Raw genomic sequence first — 17,518 nt, 5'->3', positions numbered from 1 at the left:
GCTCCTCCCCTGGCGGGGTGAGGCGCAACGGGCCGAACGATGACGTAAAGGCCCTAACGACTCCCTCCGCCAGCATGATCTGGTTCAGGTTCAAAGGGTGCTTCTCAGCCCGGCTTGCGCCAGACGCCCCTGTCATGGATGGAACATAACACCGGTTCTTCGACGGAGGGAAGACCCGTCACGCAATTATGAGCGTGACCGCGCCGGCAAATCCGTCATGCTCGCTTTTTGTCGCGGCGGGCCGATATCGAGCGCCAGCTATCCGCGTAGGCATGGAGGCCGATGGCCGCGAGAGGTGCGACGCGAGCCCCGCCATCCGCCGATGCGGGGCTCGCGCCCGCCAGGAGAGCCGCCCCCTGGCTCGTCCCGGTATCTCCCGCCAGCGCAATCACGTCCCGGCCGAGCAGCGCCGCCAGCGCAGCGAGCGCGACCCGGTTCTGGGCAAACGGCCCTTCGACCAGGGTGGGGCCACCGGCTCCGATCAGGCAAAGGCAGGTATCGGTCATCAATGCCAGATAGAGGCAGGCGGCAGCCCATCGTTCGGCGATCGATGCATTCTCGGCATTCAGCCAGAACGCACGCCTGCCGGGAAACGGACCGGACCCCTCCGCCAGATTGGGCAGGAGCATGATCTGTCTGGCGATTGCCGCCGGCATGGCGGACATCGCCGCCTGTTGATCAAGCGGACCGAGCGCCGCCGTCAGCAGTTCGAACTCGCGTCCTCCCATGAAACGCGAGGACGGAGTGGCGCGGCCATAGGCATCGACATTGGCAAGTGTGTCACGCGTCGGATCGAGATGATCGAGATCTCCGCCGACGGCGAAATTGACCACCCAGGTACCGGAGGAGACGACGGCAAACGGTCCTTCTCGGCCAATGAGGTGACGCAGCAGCGAGGCATTGGAATCGTGAATACCGCATTCTACTGGCACTTCGCCGGGCACCCCGATCCTTCCCGCGATATACGGCGTGACAAAACCCAGGACATCGAAGGCGCTGCGCAATGGCGCAAGACTGTCGCGAAGGCCGAGTGTATCGACCAGCGTCGAATAGTGGTCGTCGCGCGGACACCAGAGATCGGTATGGCAGCCGAGCGAAGTCACCTCGTTGGCTGCCACGCCGGTGAGGCGAAAGGCCCAGTATTGCGGATAGGTCAGGATCGTCTTGACGCGTGAAAACGCCGCTGGAAAGGCTGTTTTCTGATAATGAAGCTGAGCGCCGAGATTGAGGCCGCCGGCAAGTGCCGGAGAGAAGGTTTCGGCGAAGGGAGGCCGGATGGCGGCATAGTCGCGCCGGATCTCTTCGGGATAAAGATGCTCGTAGTCGAGGACCGGCAGGGCCAGCGCACCGTCTTCATCGAGCAATACCGCGCAGGCGCCGTGCGTGGTAATCGAGATCGCATCAAATCCCGGCTCTCGGCCGAGCGCGACAAGAGATGTGAGAATGAAATCCCACAGGCCGTCGACATGGAAATGGGGATAGGGCGGGCCGGAGATGACCCGATTGGCCGTGCGGAATTCGGCAATCTCCTTGCTGAGGGCACAGTCGAGCACGACAACCTTGGCATTGGTCTTGCCGATATCGATGACGGCAACCTTGCGAGGTGGGCTCATGGCAGATGAAACACGGTGACGAGATCGGTCTGGACCGGTGAGTTATCCGGATTGGTCTCCATGATGTCGGCCATGTGTGCCCACCAGCGTTGCATCACAGGGTGATCCCGCAGGCTCTTCATCCCGTGACCTTGCGGCCGCGTCAGCACACCAAACAGAATGTCGGTCTGCTGGTCGAGATAGATCGAGTAGTCGCTGATACCGGTCTCATGCAGCAGATCGACGAGTTCGGGCCAGATTTCGTCATGCCGCTTTCTGTATTCGGCCTCCATGCCGGGATTGAGCTTCATGCGGAACGCGTATTTCTCCGTCTCCATCAGCGCATCTCCCGGATACGGCGCGCGATGATGGGAACGGCAATGGTGATGATCAAAAGCAGGCCGACGAAGATCGACATGACGATGCCCGGCACGTTCAGCAGGCCGAGGCCGAAGGTGACGAGGCCCATGACGAAGGCGGCGATGACGACACCCGCGATTGTGCCCGCACCGCCGAGAATGGATACGCCGCCGAGCACGACCATGGTCACCACTTCGAGTTCCCAGCCCTGCGCGATCGATGGGCGCGTGGAGCCGAGCCGCGACGTGAGGCAGACAGCTGCGATGCCGGACATCAAGCCGGTGAGCAGGAAAAGCTTGAACTTGATCCGCTCGACCGGGATGCCGGAAAAGCGGGCGGCAAACTCATTGTTGCCGATGACGAAGATCTGTCGGCCGAAATTGGTGGCATGCAGAACGACACCGAAAATGACGGCCATCACGACGAAGAGAACGAATTCGAACGAGAATACCCAGACGACATAGCCCTGGCCGAAATAGGCGAAGTCGGCCGGATAATTCCCATAGGCCTGATCGCCAAGCGCGATGTAGGAAATGCCGCGAAACAGGCTCATCGTGCCGATCGTGACGACGATGGAGGGCAGTTTCAACACCGAGACGAGGGCGCCGTTGATGGCGCCGCAGGCAAGGCCGACGCCGATGCCGATCGCCACTAGTCCTGCGGTATCGACACCCATCTGCGCGGCCGCCCCCATGGCGGTGGAGGCAAGCGCGATGATGGCGGCGACCGAAAGGTCGATCTCGCCGGCAATCACCAGCATCGCCATGGCAAAGGCGATCATCGCCTTTTCGGTAAAGTTGAACGTGGCGTCCGACAGGTTCCAGGCATTGAGGAAATAAGGGGAGGCGAAGCAGTTGGCGATGAAGATCACTACCGCCACGCCGAAGAGCAGCACTTCCCAGCTGCCGAGCAGACGGCTGACGGGCGTCCCCAATCGGTCGGGGATCTGCTGGCGGACATGTGTCGAGGCGCCCTTGTGTTCGGTTGTCAGGTCGCTCATGCTGATATCTCCGGGGCGCCGCGATCCCTCAGGATGATGCGCCCGGCGCGGCGTTCGGCCCGGGCATTGAAGACGACCGCCGCGATGATGACGATGCCGGAAATGGCCATCTGGGCGAAGGGGGAGATGCCGATGACCGGCAGCGCATTCTTGATGACGCCGAGAAACAGGGCGCCAAGCACTGCGCCTGCTACGGAACCGATACCGCCGGCGATCGAAATGCCGCCGATGACGCAGGCTGCGACTGTATCGAGCTCGAAACCTGCGGCGACATCGACATAGGCAACCGCATAGCGCGACACCCAGAGATAGCCTGCCAGTCCGGCGAGAGCACCGGACAACACGAAGGCGCGAAAACGGGTCCAGCCGATATCGACGCCGGCATAGACGGCGGCTGTCGGGTTGCCCCCGACGGCATAGGCCGAGCGTCCGAATGGCGTGCGGGTCAAAAGCCCCCACATCATAAGAAGGATGGCGATGGCAATCCAGGAGAGTATCGGCAGGCCGAAAACCGGCAGGCGCGGGAAGTTGAGGAATGTCTGGGTCATCTGGTGGGAATTGACCCATGCGCCCCCGGACAGGACGAAGGCCATGCCGCGGTAGATGGTCAGCGTGCCGAGCGTGACGACGATCGGCGGGATCTGCAGGGCCCAGACGAGATAGCCGTTGATGGCGCCAAGGACTGCACCGAGACCGATCGCGACAACCACCATCAACGCCAGAGGCAGGCCGGGATAGGCGGCGTCCATCATCGCCACGGCCATGCCGGTGAATGCGAGGTTTGCCGCAACCGAAAGATCGATCGACTTGGTGAGGATCACGGTCATCTGGCCGAGCGCCAGAATGATCAGGATCGACGTGTCGTTGAATATGTTTGCGAGATTTCCGGGCGTGGCAAAGCCTGCAGCGCGGGTCGAGAAACCGGCAATCATGATGGCGACGATGCCGACGAGAAGCAGTTCGCGATGTCTGAGCAGATTTTTCATCGGTTCTCCTCACGCATTGCCGGTGGCGGCGCGCACCAGCATTTCGGCGCTGAGCTGGCCGCGATCGAAAATGCCGGCTGACAGGCCCTCGCGCATGACAAGGACACGATCCGACATGCCGAGAATTTCCGGCAGTTCCGACGAGACCATGATGATCGACAGCCCCTCAGACGCGAGTTCGCTGATGAAGCCGTGAACGGCAGCCTTGGAACCGATATCGATGCCCTTGGTCGGCTCGTCGAGGATGATCACCTTGGGCAGGGTCGCAAGCCACTTGCCGATCACCACCTTCTGCTGGTTGCCGCCCGACAGTGTGCCGACCGGCACCGACAGAGCCGCTGCACGCAGATCGAGCCGTTCGGCATATTTGCGTGCCAGCGCCAACTCGTTGGCGGCCTTGAGGAAGCCCGAGCGTGAGGTGCGGGCAAGCGAGGGCAGCGACATGTTCTGGAAGATCGGCATGGGGAGTGCCAGGCCGTGGCGTCCGCGTTCTTCCGGCACGTAGACGATGCCGGCGGCGATCGCATCGCCCGGCGAGCGAATGTCGAGGACCTCGCCTTCCAGCACTAGCCGGCCCGAAGACGGGCGTGATATCCCGAAGAGGGACTGGCATAATTCAGAACGCCCAGCCCCGATCAACCCGTAGACGCCGAGGATCTCGCCGCGCTTCAGTTCGAGGGAGATGTCGCGATATTCCGTCGGGTGGCAGTAGTTCTCGACAGCAAGAACCGTCTGGCCGATCGCCACGTCGATCTTGGGAAAGACATTGGCGACATCCCGCCCGACCATCATGCGGACGATCGTATCCTGCGGTGTTTCCGAAAGCCGGCCATGGCCGACGGCGCGGCCGTCGCGAAACACCACGAAATTCTCGGCAATCTCATAGACCTCGTCGAACTTGTGGCTGATGAAGAGGATCGCCTTGCCCTGCTTCTTCAGCCCCTCGACGATATGGAAGAGATCGTCGATCTCCTTGCGCGATAGGGCGGCGGTCGGCTCGTCCATGATCACGATACGTGCCTCGACGGACAGCGCACGGGCAATCGCCACCAGATGGCGCTGGGCGATCGAGAGGTCCTTCAGCCGGATCGTCGGATCGATTTCGCTTTCGAGCGCCTGCATCAACTCGCCGGAGCGCTGGTTCATGACGCGCCAGTCGATGAAACCGAAGCGGGTGCGCGGCGCGTGCCCGAGGAATATGTTCTCGGCGACGGAGAGCTCGTCGAACAGGACGGTTTCCTGATGGATGGCGGTGACACCGGCATCGATGGCATCCTGAGGACTGGAAAAGGTGACCGGCCGGCCGTCGATGACGATCTCGCCCTCTGTGGGGCGATAGATGCCCGTGAGGATCTTGACGAGGGTCGATTTGCCGGCACCGTTCTCGCCGATCAGTGCCGTCACTTCGCCGGGATAAAGCGCGATGCTGACACCGTCCAGCGCTTTGACGCCCGGAAAAATCTGGGAGATCCCCCGCATTTCCAGGATGGGAGCCGGTTTTTCACCCGGCATCGGATCTTGGATATGCGGCATCTCTAGCCTCGTCTTTTCGACTACGGTCATGATTATGTCTGCCAATTGGAAACTTGAGGTGGCCCGGCGCCTCTTAAGCACCGGGCCTCAGGGTCTCGGGAGAGATCAGAAGATCTTCGAGAACTGGTCGATGTTCTTGGCGTTGTAGACGAAGGGATCGGCCATGGCGGCCTCGCCGTTCTCGCCGATCTTGATTTTGCCCATGCGTCCGGCCGGTATTTCCGAGCCGGGCTTACCGTCAGCGTCACCCTTGACGAGATGATAGGAAATCTGGGCAGCCGAATAGCCGAGGTCGATCGGGTTCCAGATGGCAAATTCCTTGGTCGCACCGGACTTGATGGCGCCTGCCATTTCCGATGGCAGGCCGAGGCCGGTGACATAGACCTGGCCGATCTTGCCGGCGTCCTTCACTGCCTGCGAGGCTGCAAGCACGCCGACAGTGGTCGGGGCGACGATCACCTTGACATTCGGCTGCGAGGTAAGAAGGCCCTGAGCTTCGCGATAGGACTTGTCGGCAAGGTCGTCGCCATAGACGGTGGTCACCAGGTTGAGGCCGGGGAAATCCTTGATCTGCTTCTTCATCTCGCCGATCCAGATGTTCTGGTTGGTCGAGGTGGTGGTTGCCGACAGGATGGCAAAATCGCCCTTGCCACCTTCAAGGTGATCGGCGGCGAGCTGCAGGCACATCTTGCCGATCAGCGCGTTGGAAGACGGGTTGAGCTGCAGGATGCGCCCTGCCGGCGCGACGCCCGAATCCCAGGAGATTACCTTGATACCGCGTTGCGCCGCTTTCTTCAGTGCCGGCACGACGGCGTCGGGATCGTTGGCCGAGATGGCGATCGCATCGACACCCTGGGCGATCAGCGAGTTGATGACTTCGATCTGACCTTCCGCCGTCGTCGTCGTCGGTCCGGTATAGATGATCTGCACGCCGCCAAGCTCCTTGGCGGCTTCCTCGGCACCCTTGTTGGCGGCCTCGAAAAAGCCGTTGCCGAGCGATTTCACCACGAGCGCGATCTTCATGTCGGCGGCGCTCGCCGCCGATGACATCATGGCGGCGGCAAGTGCCACGCCGATTGCCAGTTTCTTCGCAAATTTCATGTCAATTCTCCTCCCAAAGATTGAACTGTCTGCATTTCCTCCCGCCGACGCCTCACGCGGCCGACGTGGTATCCTCCTTGTCCGTCAGAACGGCATCTGTCTGGCCGGCAATGATCAGTTTGACGCCCGCGTCCTCGACCATTCGCGCGGCGTCTTCTGAAATGCCATCATCGGTAATGATTGTGGTGACCCTCTCCAGCGGGCACAGGATCATGCTCGACCGGCGCTGGAATTTCGACGAGTCGGCCATGACCACCAGCTCTTCGGCCTGGTGCATCAGCTTCTGCTCGCTCTGGATGACCAGCGCATCCGGCTCCATGATACCGAGCTGCCCAATCCCCTGGGCGCCGATGAAGATGCGCCGCGCATAGAAATTGCGAATGGCGTCGTTATCGAAAGGCGACAGGATAAGGCTCTGTTCGCGATAGATCGTGCCGCCCGGTATGGTCACATTGTTCTTCGAATGCTTGACCAGGTGCTCGGCGATGGCAAAGGAATTGGTCATCACCTGCAACCGGCGCAATGCCATGTAATGCACCATCTGGAAGGTCGTCGTACCGCCATTGATGATGATCGATTCGCCTTCCTCGCACAGATCGACCGCCTGGCGCGCAATTGAGCGCTTCTTGTCGATATTGACGGATTCGGACACACGAAACGAGCGCGCTGCCAGCTGGCCGATCTGCGGCGGGTGGATGGCTTCCGCACCGCCGCGTACGCGCCGGAGTTTGCCCTGAACATGCAGTGCGGCGATATCCCGCCGGATCGTCGCCTCGGACGCATCCGTCAGTTCGGCAATATCCTGCACCGTGATTACAGGTCGCTCCTGTATCGCGCTCAGGATGATGCGATGGCGTTCGCGTTCGTGCATGGGAGCCTCCTGATGCAAACTATTGTCAGTTTCTTAAACTTGTCAATCATCAACGATCACAAATTCTTTTTGTGCGATGCAATATGCTTGTTTATGATCGATGCTGATTGACAAGTGGCAGTTTTATGCCTGATATCCCTCTCGCACGGTCGGCGCAGGAGGATTGCCGCCGCCGAACAATCGTCAGGGAGGACGAAATGTCGGGACAAACCCGCCTTCTCGATAGCCGTTGGGATGATGCCTATGCCGCTAGGCTCGACGAGCCGGGCAAGCTGCTCTATCGGTCGAACCTGCTCGGTGCCGACAAGCGCATCACCAATTATGGTGGCGGCAACACCTCGGCGAAGGTGCTGGAGACGGATCCGCTGACCGGCGAAAAGGTCAGGGTCATGTGGGTGAAGGGATCGGGCGGCGACGTCGGAACCATCAAGCTCGACGGCTTTGCCACGCTTTACATGGACAAGCTGGAGGCGCTGAAGGGGCTTTACAAGGGGGTAGCGGATGAAGACCGGATGGTCGGCTTCCTGCCGCACTGCACCTTCAACCTCAATGCGCGGGCGGCATCGATCGATACGCCGCTGCACGGTTTCGTGCCTTTCACCCATGTCGATCACATGCATCCGGATGCGATCATCGCGATCGCGGCCTCGAAGAATTCCCGTGACCTGACGCGCCAGATTTTCGGCGAAGAGATCGGCTGGCTGCCCTGGCGCCGGCCGGGTTTCCAGCTCGGCCTCGATCTCGAAGCCTTCGTGAAGGCGAACCCGAGTGCCAAGGGCGTGGTTCTCGAGAGCCATGGTCTGTTTACCTGGGCCAACGACGCGAAGGACTGCTACCTGCTGACGCTTGATATCATCAACAGGGCGATCGAATGGTTTGCCAGTGAGACCGAAGGTAAATCCGTCTTTGGTGGTTCCATTGCCAAAAGCCTCGGCGCCTCCGAACGCCGCGAGATCGTGGCAAGGCTCATGCCGGAAATTCGCGGACGTATCGGCAAGAACGAGCGCAAGCTCGGCCATTTCGACGATCAGGATGCCGTGCTCGAATTCGTCAATTCGAGCACGCTGAAACCGCTCGGCAAGCTCGGGACATCCTGCCCCGACCATTTCCTGCGCACAAAAATACGCCCGCTGATCGTCGAGTTCGACCCGGCCAAGCCTGATGTCGAGGCGGTGATCGCCGGTCTCGATAAGGCGCTGGAGGATTACCGCGCCGATTACACGCGCTATTACGAAGCCTGCCGCCACGACAATTCGCCGAAGATGCGCGATCCCAATCCCGTCATCTTCCTTGTGCCGGGTGTCGGCATGTTGTCATTTGCCAAGGACAAGGCGACGGCACGGATCGCCGGCGAATTCTATGTCAACGCCATCAATGTGATGCGCGGCGCCTCGACCGTTTCCGAGTATCAGGGCCTGCCGGAACAGGAAGCCTTCGATATCGAATACTGGCTGCTTGAAGAGGCCAAGCTGCAGCGCATGCCAAAGCCGAAGAGCCTTGCGGGCCAAGTCGCCTTCGTCACCGGCGGCGCCGGCGGCATCGGCCGCGCTACGGCGAGCCGGCTGGTGGGCGAGGGGGCTTGCGTCGTTCTGGCCGACATCGACCAGGCTGCGCTCGATGACACGCTCAAGGAATTTTCGAACCGGTTCGGTGCCGATGCCGTGCGGGCCATTCAGTTGGATGTAACGCGCGAGGATGCGGTGACGACCGCCTTCGCCGAAGCGTGCGCCGAGTTCGGCGGGGTCGATATTCTCGTTTCCAATGCCGGCATCGCCTCGTCTGCGCCGGTGGAGGACACGACGCTTGCCATGTGGAGCAAGAATATCGACATTCTGGCTACCGGATATTTCCTCGTCTCGCGCGAGGCGTTCCGTCTGTTCAGGCGCCAGAAACTCGGTGGCAATGTCGTGTTCGTTGCTTCCAAGAACGGCCTTGCATCATCGCCCAATGCCTCGGCCTATTGCACAGCCAAGGCGGCCGAGATCCATCTCGCCCGCTGCCTTGCGCTTGAGGGAGCGGATGCCGGCATTCGGGTGAATACCGTCAATCCCGACGCCGTCTTGCGCGGATCGAAGATCTGGAATGGCGAGTGGCGGGAACAGCGGGCCGCGTCCTCGAAGATCGATGTTGGAGAGCTCGAGGAACATTATCGCAAGCGCTCGATGCTGAAGCTCAACGTTTTTCCCGAGGATATTGCCGAGGCGATCTATTTCCTCGCATCCGACCTTTCGGCAAAATCGACGGGCAATATCATCAATGTCGACGCGGGCAACGCGCAGAGCTTTACCCGCTAGCGATCGACTGCCACGTCGCCACTATTTTCGAAGGATCACCCAGATTGCATGGATGATGCCGGGAACATAGCCGCAGATGGTCAGAAGAATGTTCAGCCAGAAATGCAGGCCGAAGCCGACCTGAAGAAAGACGCCGACCGGCGGCAGCAGGATAGCAAGCAGGATACGAACGACGTCCACGAAAAATCCTTGGAGGCTTAGGGATGCAGGGACGGTGAAAACGCAGGTGACGGCGATTGGTTCAATCGTCACTGGGAGGAAAGCATGACGGAAGTGGGAATCTCGGACGAGCTGATCGCGTCCGACAATGAAGGGCGCTCGGCGGCCCTGGCCTCGGACTACGCGGCGCTTGGCGAAAACCTGTCGCGCCGTGGCATCGATATCGAGGCGGTGACGACAAAAGTATCGGAATTCTTCGTCGCCGTACCGTCTTGGGGCGTCGGCACAGGAGGCACGAGGTTTGCCCGCTTTCCCGGCGGCGGCGAACCGCGCGGCATCTTCGACAAGCTTGATGATTGCTCGGTGATCAACCAGCTGACGCGGGCCACGCCGACGGTCTCGCTTCATATTCCCTGGGACAGGATCGATCCGAAGGAGCTGAAGGCAAAGGGCGAAGCCGTGGGCCTCGGCTTCGACGCGATGAATTCCAATACCTTTTCCGATGCGCCGGGCCAGGCCCATTCCTACAAATATGGTTCGCTCAGCCATACGGATGCGGCGACACGGGCGCAGGCGGTCGAGCACAATATCGAGTGTATCGAGATCGGCAATGCGATCGGGTCCAAGGCCTTGACGGTGTGGATCGGCGACGGGTCGAACTTTCCCGGCCAGAGCCACTTCACCCGCCAGTTCGAGCGCTATCTGTCCTCAATGGCGGAGATCTACAAGGCATTGCCGGACGACTGGCGGCTCTTTTCCGAGCACAAGATGTACGAGCCGGCCTTTTATTCGACGGTCGTGCAGGATTGGGGCAGCAACCTTTTGATTGCCCAGACGCTCGGCGAAAAGGCGCATTGCCTCGTCGATCTCGGCCATCACGCACCGAACACCAATATCGAGATGATCGTCGCCCGGCTGATCCAGTTCGGCAAGCTTGGTGGCTTCCATTTCAACGATTCGAAATATGGCGACGATGACCTCGATGCCGGCTCGATCGAGCCCTACCGGCTGTTTCTCGTCTTCAACGAACTGGTCGATGCCGAAGAGCGTGACGTGAAAGGGTTCCACCCGGCTCACATGATCGACCAGTCGCATAATGTGACGGATCCGATCGAAAGCCTGATTTCCAGTGCCAACGAGATACGCCGGGCCTATGCGCAGGCGCTTCTCGTAGACCGCGCGCTCCTTGACGGCTTCCAGCAGGACAATGATGCGCTGATGGCGACCGAAACGCTGAAACGTGCCTATCGCACCGATGTGGAGCCGATCCTTGCCGAAGCCCGTCGCCGCACCGGCGGCGCGATCGATCCGATCGCGGCCTACAGGGCGAGCGGGTATCGCAGCAGGGTCTCCGCGGTTCGCCCGGCCGTGGCGGGCGGCAGCGGCGGCATCGTGTAGGGCTGCGGCCGACTTCTTCTAGCGCAACGCGACAACTTCGAAAATATCCTGAATGCGGCGCCGGACGCTCTCAGGCCGGGAAACCTTGGCCTGAGGACTTGTGCGCTGCCGCATCGATTTCTCCCATTCGAACTCTTGACATATGTCATATGTCAAGAGTAGCGTGAGCTTGCAGCCTTGATCTTGAGGAGGATCACAGCCGCGACTTGGGAGGAATTACCTTTGAATGTCTTTTATGCTGAGCCCGCCCTGTGCGGGGTCGCGGTCGTGTGCGCGCCTTTCGCGCCCTGCTATCGGCTGACGGCCGCGCGCCGCCATCCCATTCACGGGGGCCGGGGCGCATGAACTATCAATTCAGTTTCGATTTCCTGCGAGAATACTGGCCGCTTCTCGCGCACGGGACGCTGGCGACGATCGAGATGTCGCTCATCGTGACAGTGCTTGGTTTCATTCTCGGCACGCTATGTGCCGTCGCCAGCGCCAGCCGCTACAAGATCCTGCGTATCGTCGTGGCGATCTATGTCGAGGCCATCCGCAACACGCCGCTGCTGGTGCAACTCTTCCTCGTCTATTTCGGACTTTCGTCCCTGGGACTCAAGTTTTCGGCCCAGACATCGGCGCTGATCGGCTTGACGATCAATGTCGGGGCCTATTCGAGCGAGATCATTCGGGCCGGCCTGCAGGCGATCCATCCCAGCCAGCTGGAAGCCGCCGATGCGCTGGGCTTGTCGCGCCTACAGATGCTCGCCGGCATCATGCTGCCGCCGGCATTGGAAAAGGTCTATCCAGCGCTGGTCAGCCAGTATGTGCTTCTGATGCTGGCGACCAGCGTCGCCTCGCAGATCTCGGCGGAAGAACTGGCAGGGGCGGCCGCCCGCATCCAGTCGATCACGTTCAGATCCTTCGAAGTCTATATCGTCATCCTGATCGTCTATCTCGTCCTGTCGTTCCTGATGCGCGGCCTGTTCAGCGCTCTGGGTCTTCTGCTGTTCCCGCGCAAGCGGCGGCTCGGCACGAACCTTTAAGGAGCGGTCGATGTTTACAAGCTTCTCGTGGATTCATGTCGAGGTTCTGCTGGTCGGCCTGTGGTGGACCGTCGTGCTGTCGCTGATCAGCTTCGTCTTCGGTGGCCTCCTGGCATTCTTCGTAGCGCTCGCCGGCATCTCGAAGAGCGCGGGCCTGCGCGCTGCCGCAAGCACCTATATCGCGCTCGTGCAGGGCTCGCCGGTGCTGATCCTGATGTTCCTGATCTATTTCGGGCTGCCCGTCTTCGGCATCGAGGTCTCGTCGCTGTTTGCTGCAAGCGTCGCAATGATCGTGTTCTCGAGCGCCTTTCTCGGCGCCATCTGGCGGGGAAGCCTGCTGTCGGTGTCAAAGACCCAATGGGAGGCTGCCGATTGCCTGGCCTTGACGGGCTGGCAGAGGTTGTTCCTGGTGATCCTGCCGCAGGCGGTGAAGATCGCCACGCCGCCGACCGTCGGCTTCATGGTCCAGATCGTCAAGAACACCTCGCTCGCGTCGATCATCGGCATGGCCGAGGTCACCTATATCGGCAAGCAGATCAACGCCTCCACCTTCCAGCCGTTCACCACCTACCTGGTCATCGCGATCTTCTATTTCGCCATTTGCTACCCGCTGTCGGCACTCAGCCGCAGGTTCGAGAGGATATACAGTGTCAGCCATCATTAAATTTGCGGGCGTCCACAAGAGCTACGGTGCGTTGCAGGTGCTCAAGGGGATCGATCTCGACATCGAAAAGGGGCAGGTCGTGGCCCTGATCGGCCGAAGCGGATCGGGCAAGAGCACGGCACTGCGCTGCATCGACCGGCTGGAGATCATCAATCAGGGTGATATCTGGGTCTGCGGCCACCGGGTCAACGATCCCGAGCTCGACCTCAGGGCCTTGCGGCAGGATGTCGGCATCGTTTTCCAAAGCTACAATCTGTTTCCGCATCTGACAGTGGAGCAGAACATCACCCTTGCCCCCCGCTGGGTGAAGAAGGTCGACAGAGCCAGTGCTCGGGCGCTAGCCCAAGAGGTGTTGCGTCAGGTCGGGCTCGCGGAAAAGATCGATTCCTATCCCGAACAGCTTTCCGGCGGCCAGCAACAGCGTGTTGCCATCGCGAGATCGCTGGCGATGAAGCCGAAGGTCATGCTGTTCGACGAGGTGACGTCGGCGCTCGACCCGGAGCTGACCGGCGAAGTGCTGAAGGTCATTGAGGATCTTGCCCGCAACGGCATGACGATGCTGCTCGTGACCCACGAGATGGCCTTTGCCGAGCGCGTCGCCAACATGATCGTCTTCATGCATCAGGGGCAGGTCTGGGAGAAGGGTGGCCCGACCATCCTGACCAGCCCGCAAACGCCCGAACTCAGGAATTTCGTCGGCTCGCATCACTGACCGACGAGACAGGCGCTGGTTGAGGAGCCACGCCGATCAACGTTCACCGGAGGAGAAACCCATGCCTGCAATCAACACACCAAGAGGACTGCGAACGCTGGCGCTCGGCTTAGGCCTTGTCGCGCTTTTCACCCAGTCGGCATTTTCGGACCAACTCGACACGATCCGCCAGCGCGGCAAGCTTCAGGTCGCGGTCGATCTCGGCAACCCGCCCTACGCAATGATGGATGCATCCTTCCAGCCGACCGGCTCGGAAGTCGAGACCGCCAAGCTGCTGGCGCAGGATATGGGCGTAAAGATAGAGTTTCTGACGGTACCGACCTCCGCGCGCATTCCATTCCTGGTGTCCGGTAAGGCCGATATCGCGGTCTCTACCCTGTCGATCACGAAGGAGCGCCTGCAGGTCGTCGATTTCAGCATTCCCTATTCCGATACCAGCATCGTGGTCGCCGGCCCCAAGGCACAGAAGATCACCGGCTATGCCGATCTTGCCAACACGCAGGTGGCCGTTACGCGCGGCACGGTGAACGATACCAATCTGACGGAAGCGACGGCCAACGTTCCAGGCGTCCAGATCGTCCGTTTCGAGGATGACCCGACCTCCAGCGCGGCCGTCACCAGCCATCAGATGTCGGTTTATGCGACCTCGCGGCCGCTCCTGAACGCGCTGATCAAGTCCAATCCGAGCCTCGACCTGGAGGAGAAGTTCGTGGCCAAGTCCTATCCGCTGGGCATTGCCATCCGCAAGGGCGAACCGGCGCTCACCAAGTGGATCAACGACTGGATCAAGACCAATCTCGACAACGGCAAGCTGGAAGCGATTTACGAGAAATACCAGAACGCCAAGCTCGACCCGAAGCGCTTGGCGGAAATCGACATCCCACGCTGAACAGGACGTGGAGGGGGCAAAGCCCCTCCCTCATACCAATCGCATCCTCATCTAGTCAGGGACAATCACATGACCAATCTATTCAGCGTGGAGGGCAGGATCGCAGTCGTTACCGGCGGCCTCGGCCAGCTCGGCACACAGTTCAGCAAGTCGCTTGCGGAGGCGGGCGCCAGGGTAGCGATCTTCAGCCGCCGACCGGTCGACCAGTCAGTGCTCGACGAGAAATTTCCGGGGCTCACGGGCAATATCCGGGTCTATGTCGCAAGCGTCACCGACAAGGAAGCCCTACAGACAGCGACCGATCAGCTGATCGCGGATTGGGGCGTTCCCCACATCCTCGTCAACAATGCGGGCATCGATTCCAAGCCATCCGGTTCTGCCGACCAGAACAGCCCGTTCGAGGTCTACCCGAAGAAATACTGGGACGAGATCATCGACACTAACCTCACCGGCGTCATGTTATGCTGCCAGGTAATCGGATCGAAAATGGCCGATGCCGGGCGCGGCAGCATCATCAATGTCGGCTCGATCTACGGTATCGTCTCTCCCAACCAGGCGCTTTATGCCTATCGCGAGGCACGCGACGGAGAGCCCTTCATCAAGGCGGTCTCCTATGCCGCATCGAAATCCGGTCTGGTCAACCTGACACGCTATCTCGGCACCTACTGGGCCAAGAAGAAGGTTCGCGTCAACCTGATCTCCTTCGGCGGCGTGAAGACGGCCAATTTCGACAGGGAATTCATCGAGGCGTTCCTTGAGCGCGTGCCGATGGACCGTCAGGCGGAAATCGATGAGTACAACGGTGTCATCCAGTTTCTCGCCTCCGATGCCTCGTCTTATATGACGGGTTCTAACGTCGTTGTTGATGGAGGCTTTACGGCATGGTGACAGACGGCCCGGCAGAGAACAGGCACATGGTCAGGCGCGGCAATTCAGACCGCGGAAAACTGCATGTGTCCGTGGTGGAAGCCTTCGAAGCGCAGATCCTTTCGGGGGCGCTCAAGATCGGCGACCGCCTGCCTGCCGAGGCCGAAATTGCACGGCTCTACAATGTCAGCACGCGCTCGGTGCGTGAAGCGCTGCAGATCCTGGAGACCAAGGGCCTGGTCCGTCGCAAACATGGCGAGCGGGCGCTGGTCGTCCGCGACGATGTCGGCGAGTTTCTCGGCTCGTTGGCGGCAACGGTCAAGCAGCTCTTCGCCAACAACTCGGACTATCTCGTCCAGTTGATGGATGTCCGGCGCATTATCGAAACGGAAGTGGTGACGCGGCTGAGTTCGGAAGACCTGCCGATCGCAGCTGAAGTCGGGGAGGCTCTGTCCAACATGAGGGCTGCAGCCGACGCCAAGGATATTTCTCGCTTTACCGACAGCGATGCCGCCTTCCATCTCGGCCTGGTGCGTTCGGTGGGGAACGAGATCCTCAACGTCGTCTACGACAACCTGTTCTCGATCATCATCGACGTCATCCGCGTCACGAGCCGTGTTCCTAACAAGTCCCTCGATGACGGCTATGCCGAACACGAGGAAATCCATCGACTGATCATCACCAAACAGCCGGATGCCGCCCGCGCGGCCATTCGCAAGCAGATCGATCACAGTGCGAGCTACCTGAAGGTTGCGCTCGACAATGCCAATCTCAAGAACAAGGGCAAAGCGAAATGAGCAAATTCGACTATTCCGACACCGACTGGGCTGCCATCGAACGGCTCTCCAAGTGGTATTCCGGCGACGTCCATGACAGTTTGGAGCAACTGGGTGGCTGGGGTTACCTCGAAGGCATTTCGCTGCAGGGTTCGCTTGGCGCCGGCGAGGTCGTCTGCGGCCCGGCCGTGACGGTTCAGTTCGAGCCGAGCGAGCGTAAGAACCAGCCGCAGGACGTCTATCACAATGCCATCGACAACGCCCCGAAAGGCGGCATCCTTGTCGTCGACGCATCCTGCGCGCAGGGCTCCTGCTCGGGTGAATTGATGAGCACGGGGGCAAAGACGAAGGGAGCCGCCGCCACCATCGTCAGCGGTACGGTGCGTGACATCGCACAGGTACGTGCACTCGGCTATCCCCTGTTCGGGCGTTCTCTCTCGCCCGTCTCCGTCTCCGGCAAGATGGAGCCGAAGCACTCGCAGGTCGAGATCCAGATCGGCAAGGTCAAGATCGCGCCGGGTGATATCATCTTCGCGGATATCGATGGGGTGGTCGTCATTCCGAAGGGGATGCTCTCCGCCGTTGCCGATCAGGCGGACAAGCTGGGCGCAAACGAGGCTTCTGCACGCGACCGCATTCTCGGCGGAGAGAAGCTGCAGTCTGTGTGGCCGGTGGAATCGACCTACGCCAAGGGCTGATTCAGCGCACCCAAAATCCGGCTCGACACGGATGTCGGGCCGGATCTGATGGCTGATGATGACAAAGCAATTGGGTGGCGTTCAGGCCGGTCCAGTTGATCTCCCAAGTGCGAAGATCATCAGGATGGAGCCGGCGGCGATGCCCGCGCAGCCAAGGCTTTCGGGCACGAGGCCGAAACTGCGCAAGGCGAGGCTCAAGGCCACAAGCGCGCTCCCGGCAACCAGCGCCCGGCTGCCGACGGATTTCAATTTGTCTTTCATATCGATCTCTGGGCAATGGGGTTCAGACGTCGCACAGGACTTTACCTGTACGAGGTAAGCTCAGGCCGCTATCGGCCTGACCTCACCCAGATGATCACGGATCGCCGCCTTCAATTCGCCGACCGTTGCGAACCGTCGTTCGTCCAGATCGATGACGTGAAACTTCACGGCTATGAAACGCAGCTTCCCGCTGTCGGGGATGGCGATGCCGACCGGCAATCCGCCATGTTCAATGACCTGCTTCTGCATGTCCCTCACTCCAATCTCGCAATCGTTCGTCGGTGCTGGCGTTATCGAGAAGCGCGCTACACATGAGCGTTTTGGGGTGAAGG

At 60.5% G+C, this 17,518-nt stretch carries 19 protein-coding genes and 1 riboswitch; of the genes, 9 read left to right on the top strand and 10 right to left on the bottom strand.

Translation table 11 applies throughout. The features are described from left to right. Positions 1-44 precede the first annotated feature (44 nt). Positions 45-141, bottom strand: a riboswitch (TPP riboswitch). A 74-nt stretch (positions 142-215) separates the two neighbouring features. The 7 genes from NCHU2750_RS25305 to NCHU2750_RS25275 all read right to left on the bottom strand — a co-directional run bounded on the left by NCHU2750_RS25305 (position 216) and on the right by NCHU2750_RS25275 (position 7,443). Continuing rightward, positions 216-1,613, bottom strand: a complete 1,398-nt coding sequence (locus NCHU2750_RS25305; RefSeq protein WP_119944557.1) for an FGGY-family carbohydrate kinase — start codon at positions 1,611-1,613, stop codon at positions 216-218. Further along, the gene (gene rhaM, locus NCHU2750_RS25300) at positions 1,610-1,930 is read right to left on the bottom strand and encodes an L-rhamnose mutarotase (protein WP_119944556.1); all 321 of its coding nucleotides are present in this window, start codon (positions 1,928-1,930) and stop codon (positions 1,610-1,612) included. The genes NCHU2750_RS25305 and rhaM overlap by 4 nt, the downstream gene beginning before the upstream one ends. Beyond that, complete coding sequence (locus NCHU2750_RS25295; protein ID WP_119944555.1) at positions 1,930-2,952, bottom strand: ABC transporter permease; 1,023 nt, start codon at positions 2,950-2,952, stop codon at positions 1,930-1,932. The genes rhaM and NCHU2750_RS25295 overlap by 1 nt, the downstream gene beginning before the upstream one ends. Beyond that, a complete protein-coding gene (locus NCHU2750_RS25290; RefSeq protein WP_119944554.1) occupies positions 2,949-3,938 on the bottom strand; it encodes an ABC transporter permease in 990 nt (329 codons plus the stop codon). The genes NCHU2750_RS25295 and NCHU2750_RS25290 overlap by 4 nt, the downstream gene beginning before the upstream one ends. A gap of 9 nt (positions 3,939-3,947) precedes the next feature. Next, positions 3,948-5,471 (bottom strand): sugar ABC transporter ATP-binding protein, encoded by a 1,524-nt coding sequence (locus NCHU2750_RS25285; RefSeq protein WP_119944553.1) that lies wholly within the window; start codon positions 5,469-5,471, stop codon positions 3,948-3,950. 105 nt (positions 5,472-5,576) lie between these two features. Then, positions 5,577-6,572 (bottom strand): rhamnose ABC transporter substrate-binding protein, encoded by a 996-nt coding sequence (gene rhaS, locus NCHU2750_RS25280; RefSeq protein WP_119944552.1) that lies wholly within the window; start codon positions 6,570-6,572, stop codon positions 5,577-5,579. A 52-nt stretch (positions 6,573-6,624) separates the two neighbouring features. Next, entirely contained in the window at positions 6,625-7,443 is an 819-nt protein-coding gene (locus NCHU2750_RS25275; RefSeq protein WP_119944551.1) for a DeoR/GlpR family DNA-binding transcription regulator, read from the bottom strand. Between the two features lie 197 nt (positions 7,444-7,640). On the opposite strand from NCHU2750_RS25275, the gene NCHU2750_RS25270 reads away from it, so the two are divergent. Next, positions 7,641-9,737, top strand: coding sequence for a bifunctional rhamnulose-1-phosphate aldolase/short-chain dehydrogenase (locus tag NCHU2750_RS25270; protein ID WP_119944550.1), 2,097 nt, complete (start codon positions 7,641-7,643; stop codon positions 9,735-9,737). Between the two features lie 21 nt (positions 9,738-9,758). Here NCHU2750_RS25270 and NCHU2750_RS25265 read toward each other — a convergent pair whose 3' ends face one another. Beyond that, positions 9,759-9,917, bottom strand: a complete 159-nt coding sequence (locus NCHU2750_RS25265) for a YqaE/Pmp3 family membrane protein (protein WP_119944728.1) — start codon at positions 9,915-9,917, stop codon at positions 9,759-9,761. An 84-nt stretch (positions 9,918-10,001) separates the two neighbouring features. On the opposite strand from NCHU2750_RS25265, the gene rhaI reads away from it, so the two are divergent. From rhaI to NCHU2750_RS25225, 8 genes are all read left to right on the top strand, one after another. Continuing rightward, the gene (gene rhaI / locus NCHU2750_RS25260) at positions 10,002-11,294 is read left to right on the top strand and encodes an L-rhamnose catabolism isomerase (protein WP_119944549.1); all 1,293 of its coding nucleotides are present in this window, start codon (positions 10,002-10,004) and stop codon (positions 11,292-11,294) included. Positions 11,295-11,635: 341 nt separating this feature from the next. After that, positions 11,636-12,319 carry an amino acid ABC transporter permease gene (locus NCHU2750_RS25255; RefSeq protein WP_119944548.1) on the top strand — a complete coding sequence of 228 codons (684 nt, stop codon included), beginning with the start codon at positions 11,636-11,638 and terminating at the stop codon, positions 12,317-12,319. 10 nt (positions 12,320-12,329) lie between these two features. Then, the gene (locus tag NCHU2750_RS25250; protein WP_119944547.1) at positions 12,330-12,983 is read left to right on the top strand and encodes an amino acid ABC transporter permease; all 654 of its coding nucleotides are present in this window, start codon (positions 12,330-12,332) and stop codon (positions 12,981-12,983) included. Beyond that, positions 12,967-13,695 carry an amino acid ABC transporter ATP-binding protein gene (locus tag NCHU2750_RS25245; RefSeq protein WP_119944546.1) on the top strand — a complete coding sequence of 243 codons (729 nt, stop codon included), beginning with the start codon at positions 12,967-12,969 and terminating at the stop codon, positions 13,693-13,695. The genes NCHU2750_RS25250 and NCHU2750_RS25245 overlap by 17 nt, the downstream gene beginning before the upstream one ends. Positions 13,696-13,756: 61 nt before the next feature. After that, the gene (locus tag NCHU2750_RS25240; protein ID WP_119944545.1) at positions 13,757-14,584 is read left to right on the top strand and encodes a transporter substrate-binding domain-containing protein; all 828 of its coding nucleotides are present in this window, start codon (positions 13,757-13,759) and stop codon (positions 14,582-14,584) included. Positions 14,585-14,653: 69 nt separating this feature from the next. After that, positions 14,654-15,472 carry an SDR family oxidoreductase gene (locus NCHU2750_RS25235; RefSeq protein WP_119944544.1) on the top strand — a complete coding sequence of 273 codons (819 nt, stop codon included), beginning with the start codon at positions 14,654-14,656 and terminating at the stop codon, positions 15,470-15,472. Then, positions 15,466-16,248, top strand: a complete 783-nt coding sequence (locus tag NCHU2750_RS25230) for a FadR/GntR family transcriptional regulator (protein ID WP_119944543.1) — start codon at positions 15,466-15,468, stop codon at positions 16,246-16,248. The genes NCHU2750_RS25235 and NCHU2750_RS25230 overlap by 7 nt, the downstream gene beginning before the upstream one ends. Further along, complete coding sequence (locus tag NCHU2750_RS25225) at positions 16,245-16,925, top strand: RraA family protein (protein ID WP_119944542.1); 681 nt, start codon at positions 16,245-16,247, stop codon at positions 16,923-16,925. The genes NCHU2750_RS25230 and NCHU2750_RS25225 overlap by 4 nt, the downstream gene beginning before the upstream one ends. A gap of 81 nt (positions 16,926-17,006) precedes the next feature. On the opposite strand, the gene NCHU2750_RS25220 is transcribed toward NCHU2750_RS25225, so the two are convergent. Both NCHU2750_RS25220 and NCHU2750_RS25215 read right to left on the bottom strand, forming a co-directional pair. Further along, the gene (locus tag NCHU2750_RS25220) at positions 17,007-17,186 is read right to left on the bottom strand and encodes a hypothetical protein (RefSeq protein ID WP_119944541.1); all 180 of its coding nucleotides are present in this window, start codon (positions 17,184-17,186) and stop codon (positions 17,007-17,009) included. A gap of 60 nt (positions 17,187-17,246) precedes the next feature. Further along, a complete protein-coding gene (locus tag NCHU2750_RS25215; protein WP_119944540.1) occupies positions 17,247-17,435 on the bottom strand; it encodes a hypothetical protein in 189 nt (62 codons plus the stop codon). Between the last annotated feature and the right edge of the window lie 83 nt (positions 17,436-17,518).

Source organism: Neorhizobium sp. NCHU2750 (genome assembly GCF_003597675.1).
GTDB lineage: Bacteria > Pseudomonadota > Alphaproteobacteria > Rhizobiales > Rhizobiaceae > Neorhizobium.
Note: the sequence above shows the minus strand (reverse complement) of the source record. Positions and strands in the feature narration are given on the sequence as shown.